Below are 23,535 nucleotides of genomic sequence, written 5' to 3' on the forward strand. Positions count from 1 at the left end.
TAGTAACGGGCATACCGTTGTTGAGGAGGCATCCCTATCGGGGGCCAGGGAGAACGTCCAGGAAAATCCAAAAAGAGGGGGCGTAGAAAGGCCCATAAAAAAGGCCTGCGGAGGATGTCCGCAGGCCTCGTTGGTCGGGGCAGCAGGATTTGAACCTGCGACTTCCGGCACCCCATGCCGGTGCTCTACCAGGCTGAGCTATGCCCCGTCGAAAATGGTGCCCGGGGCTGGTTTCGAACCAGCGACCTCCACCGTGTCAAGGTGGCGCTCTCCCCCTGAGCTACCCGGGCAAACGGCTTTTCAAAACTGGCGGAGGGGGAGGGATTCGAACCCCCGGACGGCAGAACCGTCACCTGATTTCGAGTCAGGCGCCTTCGACCACTCGGCCACCCCTCCTAAGTCGCGCCGATCAAGAACGGCAGGGGGACCGCTTTAGCGGATACCCCCCTAACTTGGCTGGGGCGGCGGCCCTGACCAAGTTTGCCGGTCCGGAACAGGCGAATACGCCTGTGGGCTTGCCCGAAAATCTCAGCCGTCGCGGGAAATACCGCCGGGTCCCGCCGGAAGATGGTGGGACGGGCGGGACTCGAACCCGCACACGCATAGGTACTGGATCCTAAATCCAGCGCGTCTACCAATTCCGCCACCGTCCCTCGGAGTCGGCGCCGGAGGGAGGCATCCTAAACCAACCGGTCCGGGTTCCCCGCTGATGCGCCGCCCCTAACCGTTTAGCTCGTTGAAACGGGGCCGCCACTTCGCAGCTCAAAAACGGGTCGCAGCCGCCGCACTACCTCTGGAGACTGGAGCGGCCGGCCTCCAACCGGCGCCATCCACCTTGCCAAGGTGGCGCCACCCCCCGCTGAGCTATGCCCGCTCGGGGGGATCGGTGGACCCGGTTATACGGGCCCCGGCGAATAACCCGAGATGGTACCTAAAGAGGGCCGGTCTATGCCACCCCCTTTTACCGGTTTGCTGTATGGAGCGGGGGACGGGAATCGAACCCGCATCATTGGCTTGGAAGGCCAAGGTTCTGCCTTTGAACTACCCCCGCCTGCTCGCGGAGGCATTAGGATACCGTTTTCGGTTGGCTTGGCAAAGGACCGGTTGCCGACGCCCATCTAACGACTCGCCCGGCGGAGCCGGGCTCCTAATATACGCCTGTGCAGAGAAGGGGAGCGGGACGGAGCGGATTTGCCCTGGGCCGGCGCCGGGAGGCTCCCGATCGGTGGCAGGAGGGTTGCCACCGATGAGTTTGCCGCGCGCTTGTGGCAGAATCACGCGTTTCCGTGTCATCGAGTACGCTGTCCGGACATTACGAAGGAGATGGTCGGTGAGTGAAGAGCAGCGCCATCAGCGCGATTGGATCGAGGACCTGCGCGACCGGGTTCACGGCCTATGGAGGTATCTTTGACGTCGACCGGCTGCGACAGCGGATCGACGAGCTGGAGCAGGAGCTGGTCGCCCCGGATCTGTGGGAGGATCCGCAGCACGCCCAGAAGCTTAGTCAGGAGTACCATCGCCTGAAGGCCCAGGTGGAGCCGTTGGAAAGCCTGATTAGCGAGCTGGATTCGGCCGAAGGGCTCCTGGAGCTGGCTGAAGCCGAGGACGACAAGGAGACCCTCGGTGCGGTCCGGACGGATCTGGCGGGCATGGAGTCCCGGGTTCAGGCCCTGGAGTTCCAACGCATGTTCTCCGGGGAGATGGACAACAGCAATGCTTTCATGGAGATCCAGGCCGGCGCGGGTGGCACCGAGGCCCAGGACTGGGCCGAGATGCTTTTGCGCATGTATCTGCGCTGGTGCGAGCAAAAGGGCTTCCAGGCCGAGGTCATGGAGGCCAGCCCGGGGGACGAGGCCGGCCTGAAGAGTGCCACCGTCAAGGTTACCGGCGACTACGCCTACGGGCACCTCAAGGTGGAGTCCGGTATCCATCGGCTGGTGCGCAAGTCGCCCTTCGATTCGGGGGGGCGCCGGCATACGTCCTTCGCCTCGGTGTATGTCTATCCGGAGGTGGACGAGTCCATCGAGGTGGATGTAACCCCGGACGAGGTTCGCACCGACACCTATCGCGCCAGCGGGGCCGGGGGGCAGCACGTGAATACCACCGATTCGGCGGTGCGCCTGACGCACCTGCCCACGGGCATCGTGGTTCAGTCCCAGAGCTCCCGCTCCCAGCACTCCAATCGTGCCGAGGCCTGGCGCCTGCTACGCGCCCGCCTGTATGAGCGCGAGCTACAAAAGCAGCGCGAAAAGCAGGCGGAGGAGGCAGCTAGCAAGGACGAGATCGGCTGGGGCAACCAGATCCGTTCCTATGTCCTCGATCAGAGCCGGATTAAGGACCTGCGCACGGGGGTGGAGATCGGCAATACCCAGTCGGTCCTCGACGGGGGTCTGGACCCCTTTATCGAAGCCGCCCTGAAGCAGGGTATCGAGGCCGGAGTAGCCACCGGTCAGCAAGAGGGGTGACCGGGCCTAGTCCGCTGATCCCTTTCCGCTATCGAACCATCAGGGAGCCCGAGCGTTGAGCAACGGGGAGAACGAACAGATCCAGCAGCGGCGTCAGAAGTTGGCCGCTTGGCGGGAACAGGGCGAGGCCTTCCCCAACGACTTCCGTCGTAGCCACTGGGCGACGGAAGTGCATGACCGTTTCGGCGAGCTCGAGTCCGAGACCCTGGAGGCGGAGCCGCAGCGGGTTCGGGTTGCCGGACGCATGATGGCTAAGCGCGTGATGGGTAAGGCCAGCTTCGCCCACCTGCACGACGGCTCCGATAGCCAGATCCAGCTCTTTGTCACCCGCGATGCCTTAGCCGAAGGCGAGTACAACGCCGGCTTCAAGAAGTGGGATCTGGGCGACATCGTCGGGGCCAGCGGCACCCTGTTCCGCACCAAGACCGGTGAGCTGACGGTGGCGGTGGACGAGGTACGGCTTCTGACCAAGGCGCTACGCCCCCTGCCGGAAAAATGGCACGGGCTTAGCGATGAGGAGACCCGGTTCCGGCAGCGCTACGTTGACCTGATCATGAACGCCGATACCCGGGAGACCTTCCGTACGCGCTCGGCCATGATCAGCGACATCCGCCGGTTCCTCATGGAGCGGGACTTCCTAGAGGTGGAAACCCCTATGATGCAGCCCATCCCCGGAGGCGCCACGGCGGAGCCCTTTGTCACCCACCACAACGCTCTGGACATGAATCTTTACCTTCGGGTGGCCCCCGAGCTATACCTCAAGCGCCTCGTGGTGGGTGGTTTCGAGCGGGTGTTCGAGATCAACCGCAGCTTCCGCAACGAGGGGGTGTCCACGCGGCACAACCCCGAGTTCACCATGCTTGAGTTCTATCAGGCCTACGCCGACTTCCACGACGCCATGGACCTGATCGAGGCCATGACCCGGGAGGCGGCGATGGCAGTTCTGGGGACCCCGGTATTGACCCACCAGGGCGCGCACTTCGATCTGGGCCAACCCTACCGGCGTCTGAGCCTGGAGGAGGCGGTTCTGGCGCACAACGAAGGCCTGTCCCAGGGAGAGCTACGCGACCCCGAAGCCCTGCGCTACTATCTGCGAGGCCTGGGCGTTGAACCCCCGGACGACTGGGGCTGGGGGTCGATGTTGGTGGAAATCTTCGAGCAGACGGTTGAAGGGGGCCTCATCGAGCCCACCTTCATTACCCACTACCCCACCGAGGTGAGTCCCCTTGCCCGGCGCAACGATGCCGACCCGGAAGTGGTGGACCGGTTCGAGCTGTTCCTGGGCGGGCGCGAGGTGGGCAACGGCTTCTCCGAGCTCAACGACCCCGAGGACCAGGCGGCGCGCTTCCGGGAGCAGGCCGAGAAAAAGGCTGTCGGCGACGAGGAGGCCATGCATTTCGACGCCGACTACATTCGCGCCCTGGAGTACGGCCTGCCCCCCACGGCGGGTGCCGGCGTGGGCATCGATCGGCTAGCCATGGTGTTCACCGACCGCGATTCCATCCGCGAGGTCATCCTGTTCCCTCATATGCGGCCCGCCGAGTCCAACGAGTAAGAGGACACCCTCCCCATTGCTCCCTTTCGAGCTCTTTATCGGTCTGCGCTACTTGCGGGCAAAGCGCCGCACCGGCTTCCTGAGCCTGATCACCGTGATCTCCGCGCTGGGCATCGCTTTGGGTGTGGCGGCCCTCATCACGGTTTTATCCGTAATGAATGGCTTCCAGAGCGAGCTGCGCGACCGCATCCTCGGAATCACCAGCCACATCACCGTTACCGGCTACGAGGGCCTGGAAAGTCCCTGGGAGGGGGTCATCCGATCGGCCGAAGAGGTCGAGGGGGTGGAAGGGGGTGCTCCCTACGTCCGTGAGCAGGGCATGCTGAGCCGCGGCGGCTCGGTAAGTGGGACCATTGTTCGGGGTGTCCTACCCGAGTGGGAGACCCGGGTAAGCCCGACGGTGCGGAATCTGGTCAGAGGGAACCTCCAGGATCTGGAAGCGGGGAGCTACGGGCTGGTGATCGGCAAGGCCCTCGCCAGCAACTTGAGCCTTGATGTGGGCGACCAGGTGACCCTGGTCTCTCCCCGCGGTCAGGTGACACCGGCCGGCATGCTACCCCGGCTCAAGCGGTTTACCGTGGTGGGTGTCTTCGATGCGGGGATGTACGAGTACAACAACGGATTGGTCTATGGGCACATGGCCGACATCCGCAAGCTCTACCGCATGGGCGACACCGTCTCCGGAATTCGTCTGCATCTAAGCGTGCCCATGGCGGCACCGGAGGTTGCGGCGGAGGTCCGCCAGAGGCTGGAGGGAGGGCAGTTTGTCCGCGACTGGACCCAGCGCAACCGCAATTTCTTCCAGGCCCTTCAGACCGAGAAGACGGCCATGTTCGTCATCCTGTCCCTGGTCGTCATGGTGGCCGCCTTCAACATCGTCTCCAGCCTGGTCATGCTGGTGAACGAAAAACGGGGGGATATCGCCATCCTGCGTACCCTGGGTGCCTCACCCGGAAACATCACCACCATCTTCATGCTGCAGGGAACGGTTATCGGGCTGTTCGGCGTTCTCCTGGGTACCCTCGCTGGGGTGGCCCTGGCCCTCAATGTGGAGGGCTTCGTGAGCTGGCTGGAGCAGATGCTCCAGATCCAGTTCCTCCCGGCGGATGTGTACTCGGTAAGCCGTCTGCCATCCCGGCTGGAATGGGTGGATGTTGTCGGCATTACCCTGGGCGGGCTGATCATGAGCTTCCTGGCCACCATCTACCCCGCCCGGCGGGCGGCCAAGACCGATCCCGTGGAGGCCCTGCGTTATGAATGAGGCGGTGCTGGAAGCATCCGATCTCGGCCGGCGCTTCTGGGACGGCGCCCGCCAGATCCAGGTCCTCGACGCCGTCACCTTCGGGGTGGCGGAAGGCGAGGCGTTGGCCGTAACCGGTTCCTCGGGATCGGGCAAGAGCACCCTGTTGCACTTGCTGGGGGGCTTGGATCGGCCTTCCGAAGGCCGGGTTCTCGTCGGTGGCAACGACATCCACCATCTATCGGAAAAGGCGGGCGGGGAGCTGCGCAACCGCGAACTGGGCTTCGTCTACCAGTTCCATCACCTCATGCCCGAGTTCGATGCCCTGGAGAATGTCATGATGCCGCTGTTGGTCCGGCGCCAGGGCCGCAGTGAGGCTGGCCGGGAAGCGCGGGAGACCCTGGAGCGGGTGGGGTTGGGCGAGCGCGTGCATCACAAGCCCAGTGAGCTTTCCGGCGGCGAGCGCCAGCGCACCGCCATCGCCCGTGCCGTGGTTACCCGGCCGCGCCTGATCCTGGCCGATGAGCCCACCGGCAATCTCGATGATCGCACCGCCGAGCGCATCCACCAGCTGCTACTCGCCCTCAATCGGGATCTGGGGACTGCCATCGTGGTGGTAACCCACGATCCCGACCTGGCCGGGCAGATGCAGCGACAGCTCCGGTTGCACGAGGGCCGGCTGGAGTCGGGCTAACGGGTAGCCGGCGGCGGCCAAAAAGGGGGGCCGCGATGGCATCGCAACCGGTTCGGGACCCCAGACCGGGGGTTTCTTCGATCGCCCTCTGGGCCGCGGTGGCGGCTTTTGCCTCAGGCCTGGTCGGATTCCGGCAACTGCCTTTCCTGCTCCCACCTTGGGTCCTGACCCTCCCCCTCCTACTGGCCCTATTTGGTCTTTTCCGCCTCCCGGGCCGGGCGACCGTTGTAATCGTTGCCCTGATGGCCGGTTTCTGGTGGCAGGGGATCACTGCCATCGACCAACAGGCCCAGCCCTTCCCGGTTGCCTGGGAGCGCAAGACCGTACATGCGAGTGGGTGGATCGCCGGGCCGGTGGCGGACAAGGAACGCCGTCGGCGCTTTCGGTTCCAGGTCGAGCGGCTGCGCGGGCCCGATGGCGAATGGCGACCCTATCGGGGCACCCTGCGGCTCTCTTGGTACGAGTCGGCTCCCCAGGGACTGGCCTATGGCCAGCGTTGGCAGCTGTCAGTCCGGATCCGCCGCCCGCGGGGGTTCCGCAATCCCGGTGGCTTTGATTACGCCGGCTACCTGCGGGCCCGGGGCCTTTCGGGTACGGGCTACATCCGCTCCGATCCCGCCCCGATCCGACGCCCAGGGCTTGCCGGCAACCCTTTGCGGCGCGGCCTCGAAGCCGTGCGCCGACGGATCCAGACAGCAGTGGCGGAGAGCGCCGGTGACGGTGCCCCGCTCCTGCGGGCCCTCACCGTGGGCAAGCGCGACCGCCTCGACGGTGCCACCTGGGAGACGCTTCGACGCACCGGTACCGCCCATCTGGTGGCCATTAGCGGCCTCCACGTGGGCTGGGTTGCCATAATTGCCTTCGCCGCGGCGGGATGGCTGTGGCGGCGTCAGGGGGAGGCCTCATTGCGCTTGCCTGCCCCCCGCTTCGCCGCCCTTGCCGCCCTGACGATGGCTGCTTTTTACGCCGCAGTGGCCGGTCTCGGTTTGCCCACGCAGCGGGCCCTGATCATGATCGGGGTCGGCCTGGGGGCCTGGCTGCTCGGGCGTCCCTTCCGGTTCGAACGGGCCCTGGCGGTGGCGGCCCTGGCTGTCCTGGTATGGGACCCGGACAGCCTCTACGCTCCTGGCTTCTGGCTGAGCTTCACCGCCGTGGCCGGGATCGGGCTGATGCTTGCGGGGCTCCTGCGCAATCGGGGGAAAGTAACCACGACCCTGGCCATTCAGGCCCTGGTGGTGCTCATGGTCAGTCCCTGGCTGGCCTTCTGGTTCGGTCAGCTGTCGTTGGTGGCACCGCTGGCCAACCTCGTCGCGGTTCCGGTGTTCACCTTTTTGGTGGTGCCCTTGGGGTTGGCGGGTACCGGGGCAGCCTTGCTGGGGTTACCGACCTTCTACGGTCCGGTTTTTACTGGCGCCGGGTGGCTTCTGGCCTGGGTGGAAGAAGGCCTTATGCGTCTGAGTGAGCTGCCTTTTGCTGCCTGGCAGGGTCCCCGACCCGACGTGGTGGCGGTGGCCTTTATGCTTGTTGGTCTGGCGGTGCTGTTCGCGGGTCGCAGGCGATGGCGCTGGCTTGGCCCGGTTGTGGCCTTGTTACCCCTGAGCTGGTTGGGACCTCCCACGATTCCCGAGGGGCAGGCTCGGGTCTGGGTGCTGGATGTCGGGCAGGGCAGTGCCGCGGTGGTGGAAACCGCCGAGCGGGTTGCCGTGGTGGATTGCGGGCCCCGCTTCAGCCCCCGTTTTGATGCCGGCTCGGCGCTGATTGCCCCCTTTCTGCACCGCCGTGGCTGGTCGGAGATTGATCGACTGGTGGTTAGCCACGGCGACGCCGATCACAATGGTGGCTGCCCCGGGCTTCGGGCCCGGATCCCGGTGCGATCGGTGGCGGGAGCGCCGGAGGCTTTCCAGGGTGAGGGCCAGGACCTCAAAGCCGGAGACGGTTGGCATTGGGATGGTGTCCGATTTGAGGTCCTGGCCCCAGGAGCTCCCAGGCCCGGTGAAAGCAACAACGCCTCCCGCGTGGTGCGGATCCGTGCCGGCGAATATAGTATGCTTCTGCCCGGTGATGTTGAGGCGGCTGGGGAGCGGCGTCTGCTGGCCCGGGCTGGCGATGTTGCCGCCGATGTCTTGGTAGCCCCGCATCACGGTAGTGACACTTCCTCCACCGAGCCCTTTGTCAAAAGGGTCGATCCCGCTTCAGTGGTCTTCTCTACCGGTTACAAGAATCAATGGGGGCTCCCGGATCCGGCGGTGGTCGCCCGATACCGGCTCGCCGGGGCCGACGTTTGGCGTACCGCCCGGTCCGGGGCGGTACGGGTGCGCTTGGGCGAAGGCGTGGATGTGGCCGGCTACAGACGCGAGGCGGACCGCTACTGGCATGGCGGGGCAAGCCCGCCGCCGGTGGGCTCACTGGCCAGCCTGGCCGTTTATTGGCCTTGACGAGCCTCCGGGCGGGTTTGGGCGGGCCATCCCGGCTTGTATACTGTGCCTCCGCCCCAGCCCGGTCGGGGGAAACGTAGCCAACGGAGGCGAGTAGGTGGGCGATCTTCTGGATATTTTCCGCAGCGGCGGTTGGCTGATGGTGGTCCTGCTGGTCTTGTCGTTTATTGCCATCGGCATCATTATTGAGCGCCTGTACAGCCTGCGGAGCGTACGTATCGTGCCGCCGGATTTGACGGCCGATATCGAGGTCGATGTTTACCGGGGGGATGTGGATCAAGCCCGCGATCGGGCGGATACCGACCCCAGCCCGCTGGGCGCCGTGCTGGCATCCGGCCTCCGCCACAGCGGGCTGCAGCGGGAGGTGATCAAAGAGGCCATCGAGGAAACCGGTCGCCACGTTGTGGCCGACTTGTCCCGCTACCTAACCCTGCTGGGAACCATCGCCGCCATCTCGCCCCTGGTGGGTCTGCTGGGCACCGTGATTGGCATGATCGAGGTCTTTACCGTGATCACCAGCCAGGGGGTGGGGGACCCCAGCGTCCTTGCCGGCGGCATCTCCCAGGCGCTGATGACCACGGCCTTCGGCATGACCATCGCCATCCCCGCCATTGCCATGCATCGCTACTTCAACGCCAAGGTGGACCGCCTGGTGGTGGATATGGAGCAGGACGCCCTGCGAGTGGTAGAGATCATCCGTGGGGACCGGGCATGAAATTCCGGGGCCGCAGCGAGCAATCACCCACCATCGAGCTGACCCCCCTGATCGACGTGGTCTTTCTGCTGCTCATTTTCTTCATGATATCCACCACCTTCGTTTCCCGCAGCGGGCTCCAGGTGCAGGTTCCCGAAGCCCAGTCCTCTCAAGCCAACCCCGACCGGGAACGGATCGAGGTCATGGTTACCGAGGCGGGTGAGTACCTGATCGGTGGGGAGGGGCTTTCGGCGGATACGAGTCTGGAGCAAGCCCTGCAGAAGCGGGCCAAGGGCGGCGAGAAGCCACTGCTGGTCATCCGGGCCGACAAAAATGCCAAGCACCGCGCCGTTGTGGGCGCCATGGATGCCGGCAAGGCCACGGGCCTGACCCGCATCGCCATCAGCTCCCGTGAGCCGACCCGAGGTAAAGCGCCGTGAATGCGGCGACTACGACCTCCATGGAGGAAAGCCTGCGGCTCTATCGGCGGCTTCTGAGCTACGTCTGGCCCTTCTGGCCGCGGTTGGCGGTCTCTATCGCGGCCATGGTATTGGTGGCCGCGACCACCTCCGGGGTCGCTTACCTGCTCAAGCCGGTCATTGACGAAATCTTCGTCAACAAGGACGAAACCCTCCTGTGGCTGCTGCCCTTGGGGGTGATCGGGCTGTACCTGGTCAAAGGGGTCGCCAACTACCTCCAGACCTACCTCATGCGCTGGGTGGGCCAGCGGGCCATGCGGGAGCTGCGCGATGACCTGTTCGACCGTCTGCTGCGCCAGCCCATGGGCTTTTTCAGCAGCCATTCCGCAGGGACCCTTATCTCCCGGGTCACCTACGATGTGGACCAGGTGGAGTCCGCCATCACCAAGGGGCTCAGTACTCTCCTGAAGGACAGCCTTACAGCCGCCGGGCTGCTCGGCTTGATCTTCTTCCTGGATTGGCGCATGGCTCTGGTGTCATTGATCGGTCTGCCGGCCGTGATCCTGCCTCTGGCCAAGCTGACCCGAAAGCTACGCAAGAGCAGCCGTAAGTCACAGGCCCTGCGGGCGGCCATGACGGGTATCATCGAGGAAGGGGTGGTGGGCAATCCGGTGATCAAGGCCTTCAACGGCGAGCCCTACGAACGCGGGCGCTTTCACAAGGAGGCCGAGGCCCACCGCAAGAAGAACATGAATCGAGTCCAGGCCACCGCCCTGTCGGTTCCGGTGATGGAGATGGCCGCCGCCCTGTGCATTGCCCTGGTGATCTATTACGGCGGCTACCGGGTTATTTCCGGCGGCGAGCAGACAACTCCGGGGACCTTCTTCTCCTTCCTGACCGCCCTGCTCATGATGTACGACCCGCTCAAGCGCCTGACCAAGATCAATGCCATTCTGCAGCAGGGCATGGCCGCAGGGGAGCGTATCTTCGGCCTGCTGGATCGGGAGCCCGAGCCCGATACCGGCACTCTAACCATCGGCCGGGCGAGGGGCGAGCTCATGTTCGACCACGTCTGGTTCGGCTACGAGCCCGGCCAGCCCGTTCTGCGGGATATCAATCTGGAGGTACCGGCAGGCCGTGTGGTGGCCCTGGTAGGCCCGTCGGGGGGCGGCAAGTCGACCCTGGTCAGCCTGGTGCCCCGCTTTTTCGAGCCCGATTCTGGTCGTGTCCTGCTCGACGGCATCAATATAGGCGATCTGACCCTGCAGTCCCTGCGGGACCAGGTTGCCACCGTGAGCCAGGAGGTGGTTCTGTTTAGCGATACCCTGGCCAATAACATCGCCTACGGCCGGCCCGGGGCGAGCCGCGCGGAAGTGGAGGATGCCGCCCGGGCGGCGGGGGTCATGGAGTTCGTGGACCGCCTGGAGGCGGGGCTCGACCATCCCGTGGGTGAGCGGGGCGCGGGCCTCTCTGGTGGCCAGCGCCAGCGTCTGGCCATCGCCCGGGCCCTTCTGCGCGACGCCCCCATCCTGATTCTGGACGAGGCCACCTCCAGCCTCGACCCGGACTCCGAGCGGCTGGTCCAGCAGGGCCTTGAGCGCCTCATGCAAGGTCGCACCACCCTGGTGATTGCCCACCGGTTGGCCACCATCCACCGCGCCGATAGCATCGCCGTCATGCAGGAGGGCCGCATCGTGGAGCAGGGCAGCCACCAGGACCTGCTCGCCCGGCAGGGCGCCTACGCCCACCTGTGGGCCACCCAATTCGCCGGGGCCGAGGAAAAGGCGACGAGAACGGCGTGAAGCTTTCCTCTCGCCAGCAGCGCTGGGTGGCCTGTGTCGCCGCTTGGTGGGTCCGTCTCTTGGGCGTCACCGTGCGCTGGCATACGCACACACCGCCACCTACCGCTAGGCTCCTGGCCGGCTCCGACCCGGTGATCCTGGCTTTCTGGCACGGCCGCCTGCTCATGATCCCCCTAGCCTATCGCCGTGCCGGACGCCGCCGTGTCCATGTGCTGATTAGCGAGCACGGCGACGGTGAGCTCATATCCCGCACCATCGGCCATTTTGGCTTCGACACGATCCGGGGCTCGTCCCGGCGCGGTGCGCTTAAGGCCATGCGCGCGCTGATCCGCAAAGTCCGCGACGGCGGTGACTTTGCCTTTACCCCCGACGGTCCTCGCGGACCCGCCTTCCAGGTACAGCCCGGCGTCATCGATCTGGGCCGGCGGACGGGTTATCCCATCCTTCCCGTTACCTTCAGCACACGGGGCGGCAAGCAGTTCGCCAGCTGGGACCGCTTCCTTTTGCCCCGACCGCTCACCCGCGGGGTCATCCGCTGGGGCGAGCCCCATTGGGTGGGCCCGGAAACCGATTCGGAGGCGGCACGGGTTAATCTTGAGGCTGCCATGAACCAGCTTACCGAGCACGCCGACCGCCACGTGGGCCGCCAATGACGGTCCATGCCCCCAATCCGCGCACGCCGCTGTATTGGGCGCAGGACCTGTGGGACCGCATGCGCGGCCAGCCCCAGCGCCCCCTGGGCCGCTGGGGCTGGTACCGCCCGCCGCGCGGCCCCGGCCCGCTGGTATGGGTTTATGCCCCCGACTGCACCGGGGCCCGGGTTGGCGCCGAGGTGGTACGCGGCATCCGTTCCATACGGGTGGACGTACGCGCCGTGGTTACCGCCGATTGGGGCTGCCCCGAAACCCTGCGGCCGTTGCTTCAGGATTATCCTGGCACCGCAACGGCCCCGTCCGTGATCGACCACCAGCGCGCCGCCCAGCGGGCGGCCGCAAGGTTGGGGCCGAACGGCCTGCTGGCGGTACATCGCCTGCCGCCGCCCCGGTTCCTTAAAGGTGTGGCGGCAGCCGGGGTGCCCCTGACGGCGGTCAGCTGCGAACCGCCCCGAGTGTCGCCCCCGGGGCTGGACTTCGATCACATCCTGCCCGTGGGCCAAGCCCAGGCCGACCGGTGGCGACAAGCAGGTTATGTCCCGGAAGATCCGGTGGATTTGGAGCTGTTTTTGGCCCGGACTGACGTGGAGCCCAATTTCAAGGCGGCCTTGGCCCCGGGGGAAGGGCGTCGATTGGTGTGGGCCGACGCTCAGCCCGAGGACGAGGCCGAGCGAAACGCTTTCCTGGTGCGCTGGGCGGACGAAGGCCATGTCCCCATTATAGGCGGTAAAGGTCCGGGCAAGGGTCACGGTAAGCCGGTGGTCCGGCTCTCGGAGTGGGACCGCGACCGCCAGCCGGTGGAGCCGGGGACCCTGGTTTGGATGGATGAGGAACGCTGGCTCCCGGCCGTGACGGCTTCGGCCTTCGCCGGAGTCCTGGGGGACCCGTCTCGAGAGGCCGTTTGGCAGGCCCTTGCCAGCGGGCTGCCCCTAGTGGCCATCGGCCGGGCCCCCGGGCGGCTGCGCGATCTGGGCGTGGACCCCGACACGGCCACCCGCGCTGCGGATACCTGGGAGGAAGTGAGCGATAACTGGGCCCGTTGGGAGGCCGAGGCCTTCACCTGGCGGGATCAGCAGGCCGCGACCCGCCGGGCCTACTGGGAGGCCCGGCGGTGTGCCGAGGTGGCCATGGAGGTCCTGGACCACTGGGCGGATGGCTGGTGAAAGGCTTGTCCGAGCAGTGGTACAGCGACGGTTGGCTGAGCCGACTTTTGGCTCCCCTGGGGGGAATGTATTGCCGGGTCATGCGGGCCCGGCGAGCCCTATACCGCCGAGGTCTGATGGAAGCCGAACGCCTTCCTGTACCAGTGGTGGTGGTAGGCAACCTGACCGTCGGCGGTACGGGCAAGACGCCTTTGGTGATGGCCTTGGCGGCGCGCTTGCGTGAGCTGGGCCGCCACCCGGGGGTGGTCAGTCGGGGGTACGGCCGGAAGGGTCAAGATGTCCGGGCTGTCTCGGAGGGGGGAAAGCGCCTTCTGAATGTTGCCGAGTGCGGTGATGAACCGGCGCTGATGGCCGACCGGCTGGGGGTGCCGGTCGTGGTGGGGCGCGACCGCGCCGAAGCCGTCCGCCGGGCGGCGGCCCTAGGGTGCGACTGTGTAGTGGCCGACGACGGTTTTCAGCGCCTATCCCTGGCTCGGGACCGCGCCTTTGTTGTGGTGGACGGGGATCGGGGATTCGGCAACGCCCGGTGCCTTCCCGCCGGCCCTCTCCGGGAGCCGGTGACCGCCCTGGCCGATGCCGATGCCGTGGTCGCCGCGGGCGCGCCGCCCCTAAGTCAATCCGTTCGACGAGACGAGACCGGGCCTCGGCACGCTCAGGGCGGGCCCTCGGGTTGGGAGCCGGCAATGGGGATGGTTTTGGAACCCGATGGGCTTCGGGGAATCCGGACCAAAGACCGAAGCCCGGATCTGGAGTGGCTACAAGGCCTGCGGGTTCATGCGGTGGCGGGAATTGGCGCCCCCGAGCGCTTCTTCGCTATCTTGCGGAGGCTCGGGGCCGAGATTGTCCCTCACCCCTTCCCCGACCACCATGACTACGCTCCTGCTGACCTTCGGTTCCAAGAGGGAGCCCCGCTGGTTACCACCGAGAAGGACGCGGTCAAGCTGGCCGAGGTCGGGATCGACGGCTGGGCCCTTCAGGTGTCGGCCCGCCTGGATCCGGAGCCGGATGGGTGGCTGACCGATTTGCCGCCCGCCCAGGCCGGCGGTGTATACTAGGCTCCCGGTTAGAGGTGCGTAGGGGGTGAGCGGTCTGAACCGGTCCAGAGCAAGGCGTCCCGCCAGTAAACCCCTTGGATGGCAGGCCGTGGCTCGGACGGCTGCTATGTTTAGTGGCGGGATGGTGAGCCCAAGTCGAGGAGGTGCTTTGCGGGGCTGGGCTGGCTCGCAGGATCCTTATGCACTTCTGGGACGGGAGACTGGCGCCGAATCAGCTAACCGATGGATCCCATTAACGGCGAGGGGATGGTGGTGCTCGACCGCAAACTGCTGGATATTCTTGTCTGCCCGGTATGCAAGGCCGAGGTGACCCTGAACAAGGCCAAGGACGGCCTCATCTGCGACAAGTGCAAACTGGAATACCCCATCCAGGATGACATCCCGGTGATGCTTCCCGATGAGGCACGCTCCCTGGAAGGGGAGGGCGAGGAGTCCGGGTGAGCTTCACCGTCCTCATCCCCGCCCGATACCAGGCCTCCCGGCTTCCTGGCAAGCCCCTGCGCGATGTGGGCGGTTTGCCGCTGGTCTGTCGGGTCCTGGAGCGGGCGGCGGCCAGCGGCGCCCACCGCGTGGCGGTGGCCACCGACGACGAGCGGGTGGCCGAGGCGGTCCGGGCGCAAGGCGGCGAAGCGGTGATGACCGGGGCGGATTGCGCCAGCGGCACCGATCGCCTGGCAGAGGCGGCCGCCGCCATGGAGCTGCCGGAGAGCGAGCCGGTGGTCAACCTTCAGGGCGACGAGCCCTTCATTTCTTCCGAGCTGATCCGCGCGGTGGCCACCGCTCTGGACGAAGGGGAGCCCCGGGACATGGCCACCGCCGGCCACCCGGCCGAAGAATGGCAGAACGTCCTCGATCCGCATGTGGTCAAGGTGGTGCGGAGTGCCAGCGGGGATGCCCTCTACTTTTCCCGGGCACCTATCCCCTGGGCCCGGGAGGCCTTCGGGGGAGGGACGCCGGCGGCGGCAGAACTGGCCGAACAGGGACCGCCGGCGGGCTACCTCCTCCACGTTGGGATCTACGCCTATCGCACCGCCTTCCTTGCCGCCTTCAGCCGATGGACTGCGACGCCGCTGGAGCGTCGCGAGTCCCTAGAGCAGCTCCGGGCCCTGGAAAACGGGGTCCCCATACGGGTGGTGGATGCCCCTGGCCCTCCGGCCGCAGGGGTGGATACCGCTCAGGATCTGGAACGGGCCCGGGAGCGGTTCCTCTAGGGGCTTTCCACGAGCAGGAGCTCAAGCTGCGGGCTGGGCTGACCATGGTCGTCCAGCAGCTCCAAACAGACCGTTTCCGGCACCCGCCGGTACGGACGCCCCTGCATGTCCTGTTGGATGGCCCTGCGGTCGCGGTGCTGCAGCACGAGCTGGGGACCGTCCGGGAGGATTTCGATCACGGAGAAGGGCTCGCCAGCATATTCTGCCCGGCATCCGATCAGGGACTCGAGCGATTCGGGATTGTCCAGCCAACGGGGATCGAACCGTTCCATTGGGTCACTCCGGGGGTCGGCCTTTGGGTTGCTAGCGGGTTACTTCCGGCAGGGCCTGCCACCCGGACCCTGTTCCCCGCCGAAACTATTCCGGAGTCCGAAAGAGGGTAGCGAATCGCCCGCGTAGTCGATTTGTCCCTCGGTCAGGGTCTCCGGATCCGCGAGACGCACCGGAATAAGCTCCAAAGTGGCCATGGCCTTGCTCACTCTTGGGGTTGGGCGGAGGCGTCCTCGCGGCCCAAGCGAGGATAGGAATCATTATACTCCTTTCGCCTCAGGAGCGGCAGAGGCACCGTTCCTTCCGGGCTACTCCCTTTTCAGCCATCGGCCCCGGGGACCTCCAAGAGCCATCATCCAGGCCAGCGGCTCTCAGCCCACCGACGGCATCCGGCTTCCGGAGCGCGCTTTGGGCCCCTCGGTGGGGTGGCCACCCAGAAGCAGGGTAGGGAACCGGGGATTGAGTCTTCCCTTTTCCGGGAGGATCCGAAGGGACCGGCGTAACCGATACCCCGGCCCGCTTTTGCTCGCTCGGGAGGGGGCTATAGGACCGCCGGTCAGGCCCGGACGGCCTCTTGGGGAAAACGGAAGGTCTCCAGGACCCATTCATCGGATCCGGCGTGCAGGATCAGGCAGGAGGGCGCGCCGTGGGTGCGGGTGCGCCCGGCGGCTCCCGGATTCACCACCCTGGGGTCGGCGTCACAGTCGTCGCACACCCGATGGGTGTGACCATAGACGACGAGTCGGGACCCGGCGTGGGTATCGCGCAGGGAGCCGTGATCGGGTTTGGTGTGGCCGTGGTAGTGGCCGTGTTCCACCGCCAGGGTGCCCCCGGGCAGGTGAAGATGGGCGATGCGCGGCAGGGTCCGGACCACCTCCTCGGCGCCGTCGGGCCAGATGCCGGGTTGGTCGTTGTTGCCGGCCACCGCCACCACCTCCCCCGTCCGGGCCCGCAGGGCCTCTAGGATCTCCGCCCCCATTATATCGCCGGCATGGATGGCGTAATCCGTCCCCGCAATGGTTTCGGCGATACGGGGATCCAGGTGGCCGTGGGTATCCGAAAGGATGGCGACGCGGGCCTCGGTCAACCTCTTCCCCGAGACAATCGCCGGGGTGACCGGGCTCTGGGAACTGCTATAGGAAGCTTGCTCACTCATGGTGAGACCTCGTTACCGGTTCGTATAACGCCAAGAACGGGACCGGGCTCGAGTAGCCCAGTGGCTTGTAAGACCAGGGACGGCGGCCGAATATCCCCGTGCCCGCCCCAGGCAAGCTCGCCGGGAGGGGCCCCGGAAAGGTCCGGACTCCTGGGGACCCGGTCGCCGCCAAGCCTTGATCACCCATTACTCAGCACCGATAGTTATAGCCTGTGGAAATGGTAAGGGCCCACGAATATTTGCCGGTAAATTTCCCGGCGGGAGGATAACCATGGCCTTATATGTGCCGCAAGCCGGTACAGGGTTGGCCATGGCCGGAGTAGCACTATTCCACGTGCTGGGTCCGCTCGCGGCAGGTGGCCAGCTGCTTCGGTATGGTTTCCTCGATGTCGTCATGGCCCCGGTTCAGGGGGCGGAGTAATGTGGTGCCGAGCTCGGCTCCCTATTCAAGGGCAGCCTGGAGACTGTCAAGGGGGAGGGCGAAGCACTTGCCCAGGGATGAGGACCTGTGCTTTCCCCTGACTGGGCCAGCCACCAGCCGATGCAGGGAATGGAGACGTCACGGGTCCGGGGTCCGGTAGGGGGCGTGGTGACAGGCCCATAGCGCCCCGGCCACGGGCGTTGTCGTCGGGGGACCGTTTGGCTAGAATGACCTTTTTCGCTGCGGGCCGGCACCGGATTTTAATCGAATCGAGCTAGATGGAGAAGGGCCTCCCTGGAGCTGGGTCAATCCTCCCGGGCCGGGGACCGTATTTGGGCTAGAATACAGCAACTTTGGGGAAACCGCGTATGCTGGAAGGCAAGATCCTGGTCGCGCAAGGTGGCGGCCCCTCCGCCGTTATCAACCAGTCCCTCACCGGTGTGGTGGTCGAGGCGCGCCGGTTCCCGGGCGTCACTAAGGTGTACGGGGCCCTTCACGGGGTCCGCGGCATTATTGACGAGGAGTTCCTCGACCTGACCCAGGAGACCACCCACAACCTGGAAATGGTGGCCAACACACCCGGCTCTGCCCTGGGCTCCACCCGGGACAAGCCCGACCAGGAGTACTGCCGGCGGATTTTCGAGGTCTTGAAGGCCCACGAGATCCGGACCTTCTTCTACATCGGCGGTAACGACTCCTCCGATACGTGTCGCATTGTCTCGGAATACGCCGGGCAGGAAGGCTACGATCTCCGCTGCATCCATATCCCCAAGACCATCGACAACGATCTGGTGCACAACGATCACACGCCGGGCTTTCCTTCTGCCGCCCGCTTCGTGTCCTCTGCCTTTGCCGGCATCAACTTGGACAATCGCGCCTTGCCCTCCGTCTACATCGGCATTGTCATGGGCCGCCACGCCGGGTTCCTGACCGCCTCGGCGGCACTGGGCCGTAAGTACGAGGACGACGGCCCCCACCTAATCTACCTGCCCGAGCGTGATTTCGACCTGGATCGCTTCTTGGCGGATGTCAAGTCGGTGGTGGACCGCCACGGGCGCTGCGTCGTGGCGGTCTCCGAAGGCATCCACGACGCCAGCGGAGAGCCCATTATGACCCGGCTCCAGGAGAACGTGGAGAAAGACGCCCACGGTAACGTCCAACTCTCCGGCTCCGGGGCCCTGGGCGATCTCCTGGTGGACCACGTCAAGGAGAATTTAGGCTACAAGCGGATCCGAGGCGACACCTTCGGCTACCTTCAGCGCTCCTTCTTGGGAGTGGCCTCCGATGTGGACCAGCGCGAGGCCCGCGAGGTGGGCGAGAAAGCAGTGCAGTACGCCGGTTTCTACGATACCAACGGCAGCGTCACCATCGAGCGGACCGGCTTCTACTCGGTCCAGTACAATCTGCGGGACCTGGCGGAGATCGGCGGCAAGACCCAGGTTATGCCGGATGAGTTCATCAATGCCGAGGGCAACAATATCACTCGGGACTTCTTGATGTACTGCCGGCCGCTGCTGGGCTCGGGGGTGCCGGACGCCTTCCACTTGCGGGACTACAAGGTGCCCAAGATCCTCCAAGGCTGATCCCGGCTGCGCCCGATCCGGTTGGCCAACCCGGGCCTCGCGCATGCGGGGCCCGGGTTTTGTTGGAGCTCCCGGGCACTGCTTTCCTGGGCGACGGCATGCAATGCCTTGAACGGGGTCGGGCGTTGGGGAGCCGGAGCTGGAGTGACTGGGTTCACCGGAGGGGGTCAGGCAATAGCGCGCGCGGTTTTTCCCGGATTTGAGACGGCGAAGGACCGCGGCCGCAGCAGGGCGCGGCCTTTGCTGCTTGCGGACCGGTCTGGTTTGCGCACGGAGTTCCGAAGATCCCCACTGAACGAGCCCCCGCTCCCTTGCACCGCCCACAGGCACTGGCCATAAGGCCCGGTCGGGCCCGTTAGATGCACTTGGTGGCCGAAGAAGTTTCCAGTGAAAGCCGGCTCGGTGTCGGTCTAATGGCGCCTACGGAAGTATCGACTGGGCCATTCCGGAGGCGAGCCGGACAAGCCGCGGACACCGGGGATTCAATTCGGGAAGACCGACCTTTTGCCTGCGCGTTCGCCCGTCGCGGACTCCTTCAAGGCGTTACAGGGGAAGGTGGCCCAAGGCCCTTAAAAGCGAGCAAGCGCGTGTCCCGGGCCTCAACCAGGCAGGAGTCCCGAAGACCAGGCAGGCTGATGAACTGGGGGGGTCGGCAGGGAGGGGACGGGTCAAGGACCGATTGAAGCCTGACTCGTCTAAGCGGTCCACTCGGGGGATGCGGTCAGCGGTGGACCGCGGCTCAGCCCTTGCCCTGCGACCCGGCGTGCTGCTCGGCCTCTTCCAAGATGGCCTCGCGGTCAAAGGAGGCCCGCTCCTCGTTGTCGACCTCGACCGGAGCAAAGGCGGCGGCGGCAAGCAGCGGCCCCCGCAATGGGATTCCGCACTCTGCGGATTCCGGCAAGGCCCACTCAGGCAAATCGTGGTCCCGCACCAGCCGACCCAAGGCCTGGAAGCGGAAGAATACCGCCGCGACCCGTTCCAGTCCTTCCAAGTCTGTGTCGAACTCCTCCTTCACCTTGTCTAGAAGGGCATAGGGTTCGCCACCCTCCTCGGAGGTACCTTCCAAAGCCGAAGCCACACGGGCCATTTCGTCTTCGGTGACCTCCACCGCGTTGATCTGCTCCAGCATCTCGGCCATCGTTTGATGGGGATTCAGCGGCATGGCCTGCTCCCTGAAGGTGGTTCATGGACCGATCATTGCTGCCATGGTTGGGCCCGGCAATGGGCCCTTTGCAGCTTCCGTCCAGATTGCTCGACGGAGGGTAAAGGCCCCATCCCTAGAAGGCAACCGTATCCGATCCGACAAAAGGGAACTTCGACTACCTAACCTTTGACTTACAGGCAGGAGCATGCTATCCATTTGGCTGCTGACTGAGGCGCCGCATAAGTGGCCCAATCCCCTTTCGCGCGGACAGGGGCTCGAAGGACCAAGCGTACGGCCGGGCCGCGGGGACGGGCGCGTCGTCGTTAGCTTGGCGACTCGAAATAAAAACCGGCTACCCTTTGGAGGATTTGCATGTTCACCAGCAACCCCTTTGCTGAGCTTACGGTCTTTCTGTCCCCCGCCTTCATGCAGATCTATATCGTTCTGATGATCTTGGCGGTTGCCGCAGGGACAATTTACGACATGCTTCACAAGAAGAGCTTCCAGTTCTTCATGCAACGGCGGCAGAATTCGGAAGCCCGAGCAAGGCGTCCCCTCGGTACTGGGCAGAAGTTTGGAGTGGCCCTCAAGACTCTCGGGAAAGAAGTCCTCACCTCTGGCGAGTTTTGCAACACGAAGCGCCAACTCTCCCATCTACTGCTTTTTTACGGCTTCCTGCTCTACCTCATCTCGACCATAGTGATGGTCTACGCCTACCCCACCGCGCAAGCCACGACGCCGGGTGTTTGGCCGGTCCTGTGGAACGTCGGCGCGTTGATGATCATCATTGGGGGTGGCTGGTTCTTCTTTTTCCTTAGGGTTAACGTTGTTCAAGAACAGGACTCCCCTTTCCGGCTGATCCCCGCGGATCTCTTTGTAGTAAGCCTGGTGCTCAGCGTACTGTTCGGGATCATCTGGGAAATAGTTCAAGCCCAGGGTGGTCTGCTGGCGACCCAGATCCTGTTCGGGATTTATATCGGCCTCACGACGTTGCTCTTCGTTTCCGTTCCCTGGTCCAAGTTTGCTCACATGTTCTATAAACCTGCGGCGGCCTACCAGAAGCGGGTCGAAGACGTTAGCGGCTCCGATAGTCTACCAACCGCGGCCCGAGGCAAGAAGCAGGTGGCTTCTCCCGGCAACACCCGCACCTAAGGGAGGCAACAAAAATGCCCACTTTTGTCGATATGACCAAATGCGATGGCTGCGGACAGTGTGTGGATATCTGTCCCTCTGATATTATGCACATCGATAAGACCACCCGGCGCGCCTACAACATTGAGCCCAATTTCTGCTGGGAGTGCTTTTCGTGCGTGAAGTCCTGCCCCCAACACGCGATCGATGTCCGGGGCTACGCAGATTTCGCCCCGCTTGGACATAAGGTCCGAGTTCACAGGGACGAGGAAGGCGGGAAGGTTCATTGGTTAATCGGGTACCGTGATGGGCGCGAGAAGGAGTTCACCTTCCCCATCCGGACCACCCCCTGGGGCTCTATACCGGCGGCGCAAGAGCATCAAGCGCCCGGCCCCAATGACATCAAGTCGCCTCAATTGGCGCATGAGCCGACTGCGCTGAAAATCGACTCGCTCCCCACCCTGGAAGAAGCACAGAATAGGGGCTAATTTCATGGCCAAAGCTTCGCGAAAAACCGTTTTCGTCGATTCGGACGTTCTAATCTTGGGCGGCGGGTTCGGCGGTTGCGGCGCCGCCTACGAGGCGGGTTACTGGGATCGCGACGCCAAGATTGTTCTCGTCGAGAAGGCCAACATCGAGCGTAGTGGCGCGGTCGCCCACGGTCTGGCGGCGATCAACTGCTACATGGGGATGCGCTGGGGCGAAAATAATCCGGAGGACCACGTCCGATACGCCCGTGCCGATATGCTCGGTTTGACCCGTGAGGACCTCGGCTACGACAACGCCCGGCACGTGGACAGCACCGTCCACAAGTTCGAGGAATGGGGCCTCCCCATCATGCGGGATGCGGAAACCGGGCGATACCTGCGCCAGGGCAAGTGGCAGATCATGATTCACGGTGAGAGCTACAAGCCGATCATTGCCGAGGCGGCCCGTAAGACGGCCACCGAGGTGTATAACCGGATCATGATTACCCATTTGGTGAAGGACAAGAACGATCCCGAGCGAATCGCGGGCGCCGTCGGATTCGGGGTGCGCGATGGCAAGTACTACGTATTTCGTTCCAAATCCGTCATCGTGGCCGCCGGGGGTGCTTCGCACATCTACCGCCCCCGCTCCATTGGTGAAGGCTCAGGCCGGGCCTGGTACGCCCCTTGGAGCAGCGCCTCCGCCTACGGGCTGCTCATCCCCCTCGGCGTGAAGATGACGCAGATGGAGAACAAGATCGTCCTCACCCGGTTCAAGGACGGCTACGGGCCGGTGGGCGCTTGGTTCTTGCTTCTCAAGTCCCATGCCGAGAATGCCCTCGGGGAGAAGTACGAACCCCGGTGGTTCGAAACCATCAAGGGCATGGTGGGTGACTACGCGGAGCAGCATCCCTTCCCCACCTGCCTGCGCAATCACGCCATGATCGAGGAGATCAAGGCGGGTCGTGGTCCTATCTACATGCGGACGGAGCACGTCCTCGATACCGATGATAAGGAAGAGAAAGGCTGGGAGGACTTCCTCGACATGACCGTTGGCCAAGCGGTGGTTTGGGCTTCGATGAATATCGATCCCAAGGAGGATCCTTCCGAGCTGATCCCCTCGGAGCCTTATGTCATGGGGTCCCACGCAACCTGCTCTGGCGCCTGGGCGAGCGGTCCGCAGGACATCTCTCCCGACGACTACCACTGGGGCTACAACCGGATGCTGACGATCAAGGGGTTGTTTGGGGCCGGTGATACCATCGGCGGCACGGCCCACGGGTTCTCGTCCGGCTCCCACACGGAAGGCCGCTTGGCCGGTAAATCGGCGGTGGAGTACGCCGGGGACATGAAGGGGAGCAAGCCCGAGCTTGATGACCGGGAGATCGAGCGGCTCAAGGGAGAGGTGTTCAAGCCGCTAGATAACTACCTGGTGGGCAGTAACGAGGTGGTTGCCGGGGAGGTGAACCCCAACTTCATTACGCCGTTCCAGGGCCTGCAACGGCTCGAAAAGATCATGGACGAATACGTCGGCGGCGTCAGCAGTTTGTACGTCACCAACGGGCACATGCTCAACCGTGGGCTGGAAATGCTGGGTATGCTGAAGGAGGACCTCGATAAAATCGGGGCTGAGGATCTCCACCAGCTCCAGCGGGCCTGGGAGCTCAACCACCGGGTCTGGACCTCGGAGTCGGTGACCCGGCACACCCTGTTCCGGGAGGAGACCCGGTGGCCGGGCTACTACTACCGGGGCGATCATCCCAACCTGGATGACGAGAACTGGCACGTGTTCACCGGGTCTACTTATGACCCCAAAACGGGCGAGTGGCACATGGAGAAGCTGCCGCAGCATCACCTCTTCAGCTGAGCGTCATCCTCGGATAACTCCCGCGCCCCAGGCACCGAGGCGGGAAGCTCTTTCCCGTCCACGGCCATGGTGCGAGGGATGTTTGTGCCCGATTCCCCGCGGGGGGTCGG

21 protein-coding genes and 6 tRNA genes are annotated in these 23,535 nt (G+C 64.8%); 18 read left to right on the plus strand and 9 right to left on the minus strand.

Annotation, left to right across the window (positions count from 1 at the left end; genetic code table 11):
* Window positions 1–131: 131 nt before the first annotated feature.
* The 6 genes from V5A19_RS06510 to V5A19_RS06535 form a co-directional block, all read right to left on the minus strand.
* Window positions 132–208, minus strand: a tRNA-Pro gene (locus tag V5A19_RS06510).
* 7 nt (window positions 209–215) lie between these two features.
* Window positions 216–290: transfer RNA gene (locus V5A19_RS06515), tRNA-Val, on the minus strand.
* 17 nt (window positions 291–307) lie between these two features.
* Window positions 308–396: transfer RNA gene (locus V5A19_RS06520), tRNA-Ser, on the minus strand.
* 172 nt (window positions 397–568) lie between these two features.
* A tRNA-Leu gene (locus V5A19_RS06525) sits at window positions 569–653 on the minus strand.
* Window positions 654–801: 148 nt separating this feature from the next.
* Window positions 802–870, minus strand: a tRNA-Ala gene (locus V5A19_RS06530).
* A 107-nt stretch (window positions 871–977) separates the two neighbouring features.
* Window positions 978–1,051 (minus strand) — tRNA-Gly (locus V5A19_RS06535).
* Window positions 1,052–1,363: 312 nt separating this feature from the next.
* On the opposite strand from V5A19_RS06535, the gene prfB reads away from it, so the two are divergent.
* From prfB to kdsB, 13 genes are all read left to right on the plus strand, one after another.
* Window positions 1,364–2,465 (plus strand): peptide chain release factor 2 gene (prfB, locus tag V5A19_RS06540; RefSeq protein WP_443081422.1). Its coding sequence is split into 2 segments (ribosomal slippage): window positions 1,364–1,408 and window positions 1,410–2,465, totalling 1,101 coding nucleotides; the frame shifts between segments, so codons are not numbered across the junction.
* 55 nt (window positions 2,466–2,520) lie between these two features.
* Window positions 2,521–4,020 carry a lysine--tRNA ligase gene (gene lysS, locus V5A19_RS06545; RefSeq protein ID WP_332318323.1) on the plus strand — a complete coding sequence of 500 codons (1,500 nt, stop codon included), beginning with the start codon at window positions 2,521–2,523 and terminating at the stop codon, window positions 4,018–4,020.
* Between the two features lie 16 nt (window positions 4,021–4,036).
* A complete protein-coding gene (locus V5A19_RS06550; RefSeq protein ID WP_332318322.1) occupies window positions 4,037–5,281 on the plus strand; it encodes a lipoprotein-releasing ABC transporter permease subunit in 1,245 nt (414 codons plus the stop codon).
* Complete coding sequence (gene lolD, locus V5A19_RS06555) at window positions 5,274–5,954, plus strand: lipoprotein-releasing ABC transporter ATP-binding protein LolD (RefSeq protein WP_332318321.1); 681 nt, start codon at window positions 5,274–5,276, stop codon at window positions 5,952–5,954. The genes V5A19_RS06550 and lolD overlap by 8 nt, the downstream gene beginning before the upstream one ends.
* A 35-nt stretch (window positions 5,955–5,989) precedes the next feature.
* Window positions 5,990–8,389 carry a DNA internalization-related competence protein ComEC/Rec2 gene (locus V5A19_RS06560; protein WP_332318320.1) on the plus strand — a complete coding sequence of 800 codons (2,400 nt, stop codon included), beginning with the start codon at window positions 5,990–5,992 and terminating at the stop codon, window positions 8,387–8,389.
* A 97-nt stretch (window positions 8,390–8,486) separates the two neighbouring features.
* On the plus strand, window positions 8,487–9,104 hold the full coding sequence (locus tag V5A19_RS06565; RefSeq protein ID WP_332318319.1) for a MotA/TolQ/ExbB proton channel family protein: 618 nt from the start codon (window positions 8,487–8,489) through the stop codon (window positions 9,102–9,104).
* On the plus strand, window positions 9,101–9,523 hold the full coding sequence (locus V5A19_RS06570) for an ExbD/TolR family protein (protein ID WP_332318318.1): 423 nt from the start codon (window positions 9,101–9,103) through the stop codon (window positions 9,521–9,523). The genes V5A19_RS06565 and V5A19_RS06570 overlap by 4 nt, the downstream gene beginning before the upstream one ends.
* Entirely contained in the window at window positions 9,520–11,304 is a 1,785-nt protein-coding gene (gene msbA, locus V5A19_RS06575) for a lipid A export permease/ATP-binding protein MsbA (protein WP_332318317.1), read from the plus strand. The genes V5A19_RS06570 and msbA overlap by 4 nt, the downstream gene beginning before the upstream one ends.
* Window positions 11,301–11,957, plus strand: coding sequence for a lysophospholipid acyltransferase family protein (locus V5A19_RS06580; RefSeq protein ID WP_332318316.1), 657 nt, complete (start codon window positions 11,301–11,303; stop codon window positions 11,955–11,957). The genes msbA and V5A19_RS06580 overlap by 4 nt, the downstream gene beginning before the upstream one ends.
* Complete coding sequence (locus V5A19_RS06585; RefSeq protein ID WP_332318315.1) at window positions 11,954–13,120, plus strand: hypothetical protein; 1,167 nt, start codon at window positions 11,954–11,956, stop codon at window positions 13,118–13,120. Before V5A19_RS06580 ends, V5A19_RS06585 begins: the two co-directional genes overlap by 4 nt.
* Entirely contained in the window at window positions 13,117–14,175 is a 1,059-nt protein-coding gene (lpxK, locus tag V5A19_RS06590) for a tetraacyldisaccharide 4'-kinase (protein ID WP_332327742.1), read from the plus strand. The genes V5A19_RS06585 and lpxK overlap by 4 nt, the downstream gene beginning before the upstream one ends.
* 222 nt (window positions 14,176–14,397) lie before the next feature.
* Complete coding sequence (locus tag V5A19_RS06595) at window positions 14,398–14,616, plus strand: Trm112 family protein (protein ID WP_332318313.1); 219 nt, start codon at window positions 14,398–14,400, stop codon at window positions 14,614–14,616.
* Window positions 14,613–15,386: a 3-deoxy-manno-octulosonate cytidylyltransferase gene (gene kdsB, locus V5A19_RS06600; protein WP_332318312.1), complete on the plus strand. Its 774-nt coding sequence runs from the start codon at window positions 14,613–14,615 to the stop codon at window positions 15,384–15,386. The genes V5A19_RS06595 and kdsB overlap by 4 nt, the downstream gene beginning before the upstream one ends.
* Here kdsB and V5A19_RS06605 read toward each other — a convergent pair.
* Together V5A19_RS06605 and V5A19_RS06610 are read right to left on the minus strand one after the other, a co-directional pair.
* The gene (locus tag V5A19_RS06605) at window positions 15,383–15,658 is read right to left on the minus strand and encodes a hypothetical protein (RefSeq protein WP_332318311.1); all 276 of its coding nucleotides are present in this window, start codon (window positions 15,656–15,658) and stop codon (window positions 15,383–15,385) included. The genes kdsB and V5A19_RS06605 overlap by 4 nt on opposite strands.
* A gap of 554 nt (window positions 15,659–16,212) precedes the next feature.
* Complete coding sequence (locus V5A19_RS06610) at window positions 16,213–16,812, minus strand: metallophosphoesterase family protein (protein ID WP_332318310.1); 600 nt, start codon at window positions 16,810–16,812, stop codon at window positions 16,213–16,215.
* A gap of 271 nt (window positions 16,813–17,083) precedes the next feature.
* On the opposite strand from V5A19_RS06610, the gene V5A19_RS06615 reads away from it, so the two are divergent.
* Window positions 17,084–17,233, plus strand: coding sequence for a hypothetical protein (locus tag V5A19_RS06615; protein ID WP_332318309.1), 150 nt, complete (start codon window positions 17,084–17,086; stop codon window positions 17,231–17,233).
* A gap of 368 nt (window positions 17,234–17,601) precedes the next feature.
* Window positions 17,602–18,816: a 6-phosphofructokinase gene (locus tag V5A19_RS06620; RefSeq protein WP_332318308.1), complete on the plus strand. Its 1,215-nt coding sequence runs from the start codon at window positions 17,602–17,604 to the stop codon at window positions 18,814–18,816.
* A 739-nt stretch (window positions 18,817–19,555) separates the two neighbouring features.
* Here the strand turns inward: V5A19_RS06620 and V5A19_RS06625 are convergent.
* On the minus strand, window positions 19,556–19,978 hold the full coding sequence (locus tag V5A19_RS06625; RefSeq protein WP_332318307.1) for a hypothetical protein: 423 nt from the start codon (window positions 19,976–19,978) through the stop codon (window positions 19,556–19,558).
* 354 nt (window positions 19,979–20,332) lie between these two features.
* On the opposite strand from V5A19_RS06625, the gene V5A19_RS06630 reads away from it, so the two are divergent.
* From V5A19_RS06630 to aprA, 3 genes are read left to right on the plus strand one after another with little or no spacing between them, the layout of a single operon-like run.
* Window positions 20,333–21,112: a hypothetical protein gene (locus tag V5A19_RS06630; RefSeq protein WP_332318306.1), complete on the plus strand. Its 780-nt coding sequence runs from the start codon at window positions 20,333–20,335 to the stop codon at window positions 21,110–21,112.
* Between the two features lie 14 nt (window positions 21,113–21,126).
* On the plus strand, window positions 21,127–21,579 hold the full coding sequence (gene aprB, locus V5A19_RS14330; RefSeq protein ID WP_443081421.1) for an adenylyl-sulfate reductase subunit beta: 453 nt from the start codon (window positions 21,127–21,129) through the stop codon (window positions 21,577–21,579).
* 4 nt (window positions 21,580–21,583) lie between these two features.
* Window positions 21,584–23,425, plus strand: coding sequence for an adenylyl-sulfate reductase subunit alpha (aprA, locus tag V5A19_RS06635; RefSeq protein WP_332318305.1), 1,842 nt, complete (start codon window positions 21,584–21,586; stop codon window positions 23,423–23,425).
* The last annotated feature ends 110 nt before the right edge of the window (window positions 23,426–23,535 follow it).

It is taken from the genome of Thiohalorhabdus sp. (assembly GCF_036628635.1).
In the GTDB taxonomy this organism is placed as follows: domain Bacteria; phylum Pseudomonadota; class Gammaproteobacteria; order Thiohalorhabdales; family Thiohalorhabdaceae; genus Thiohalorhabdus.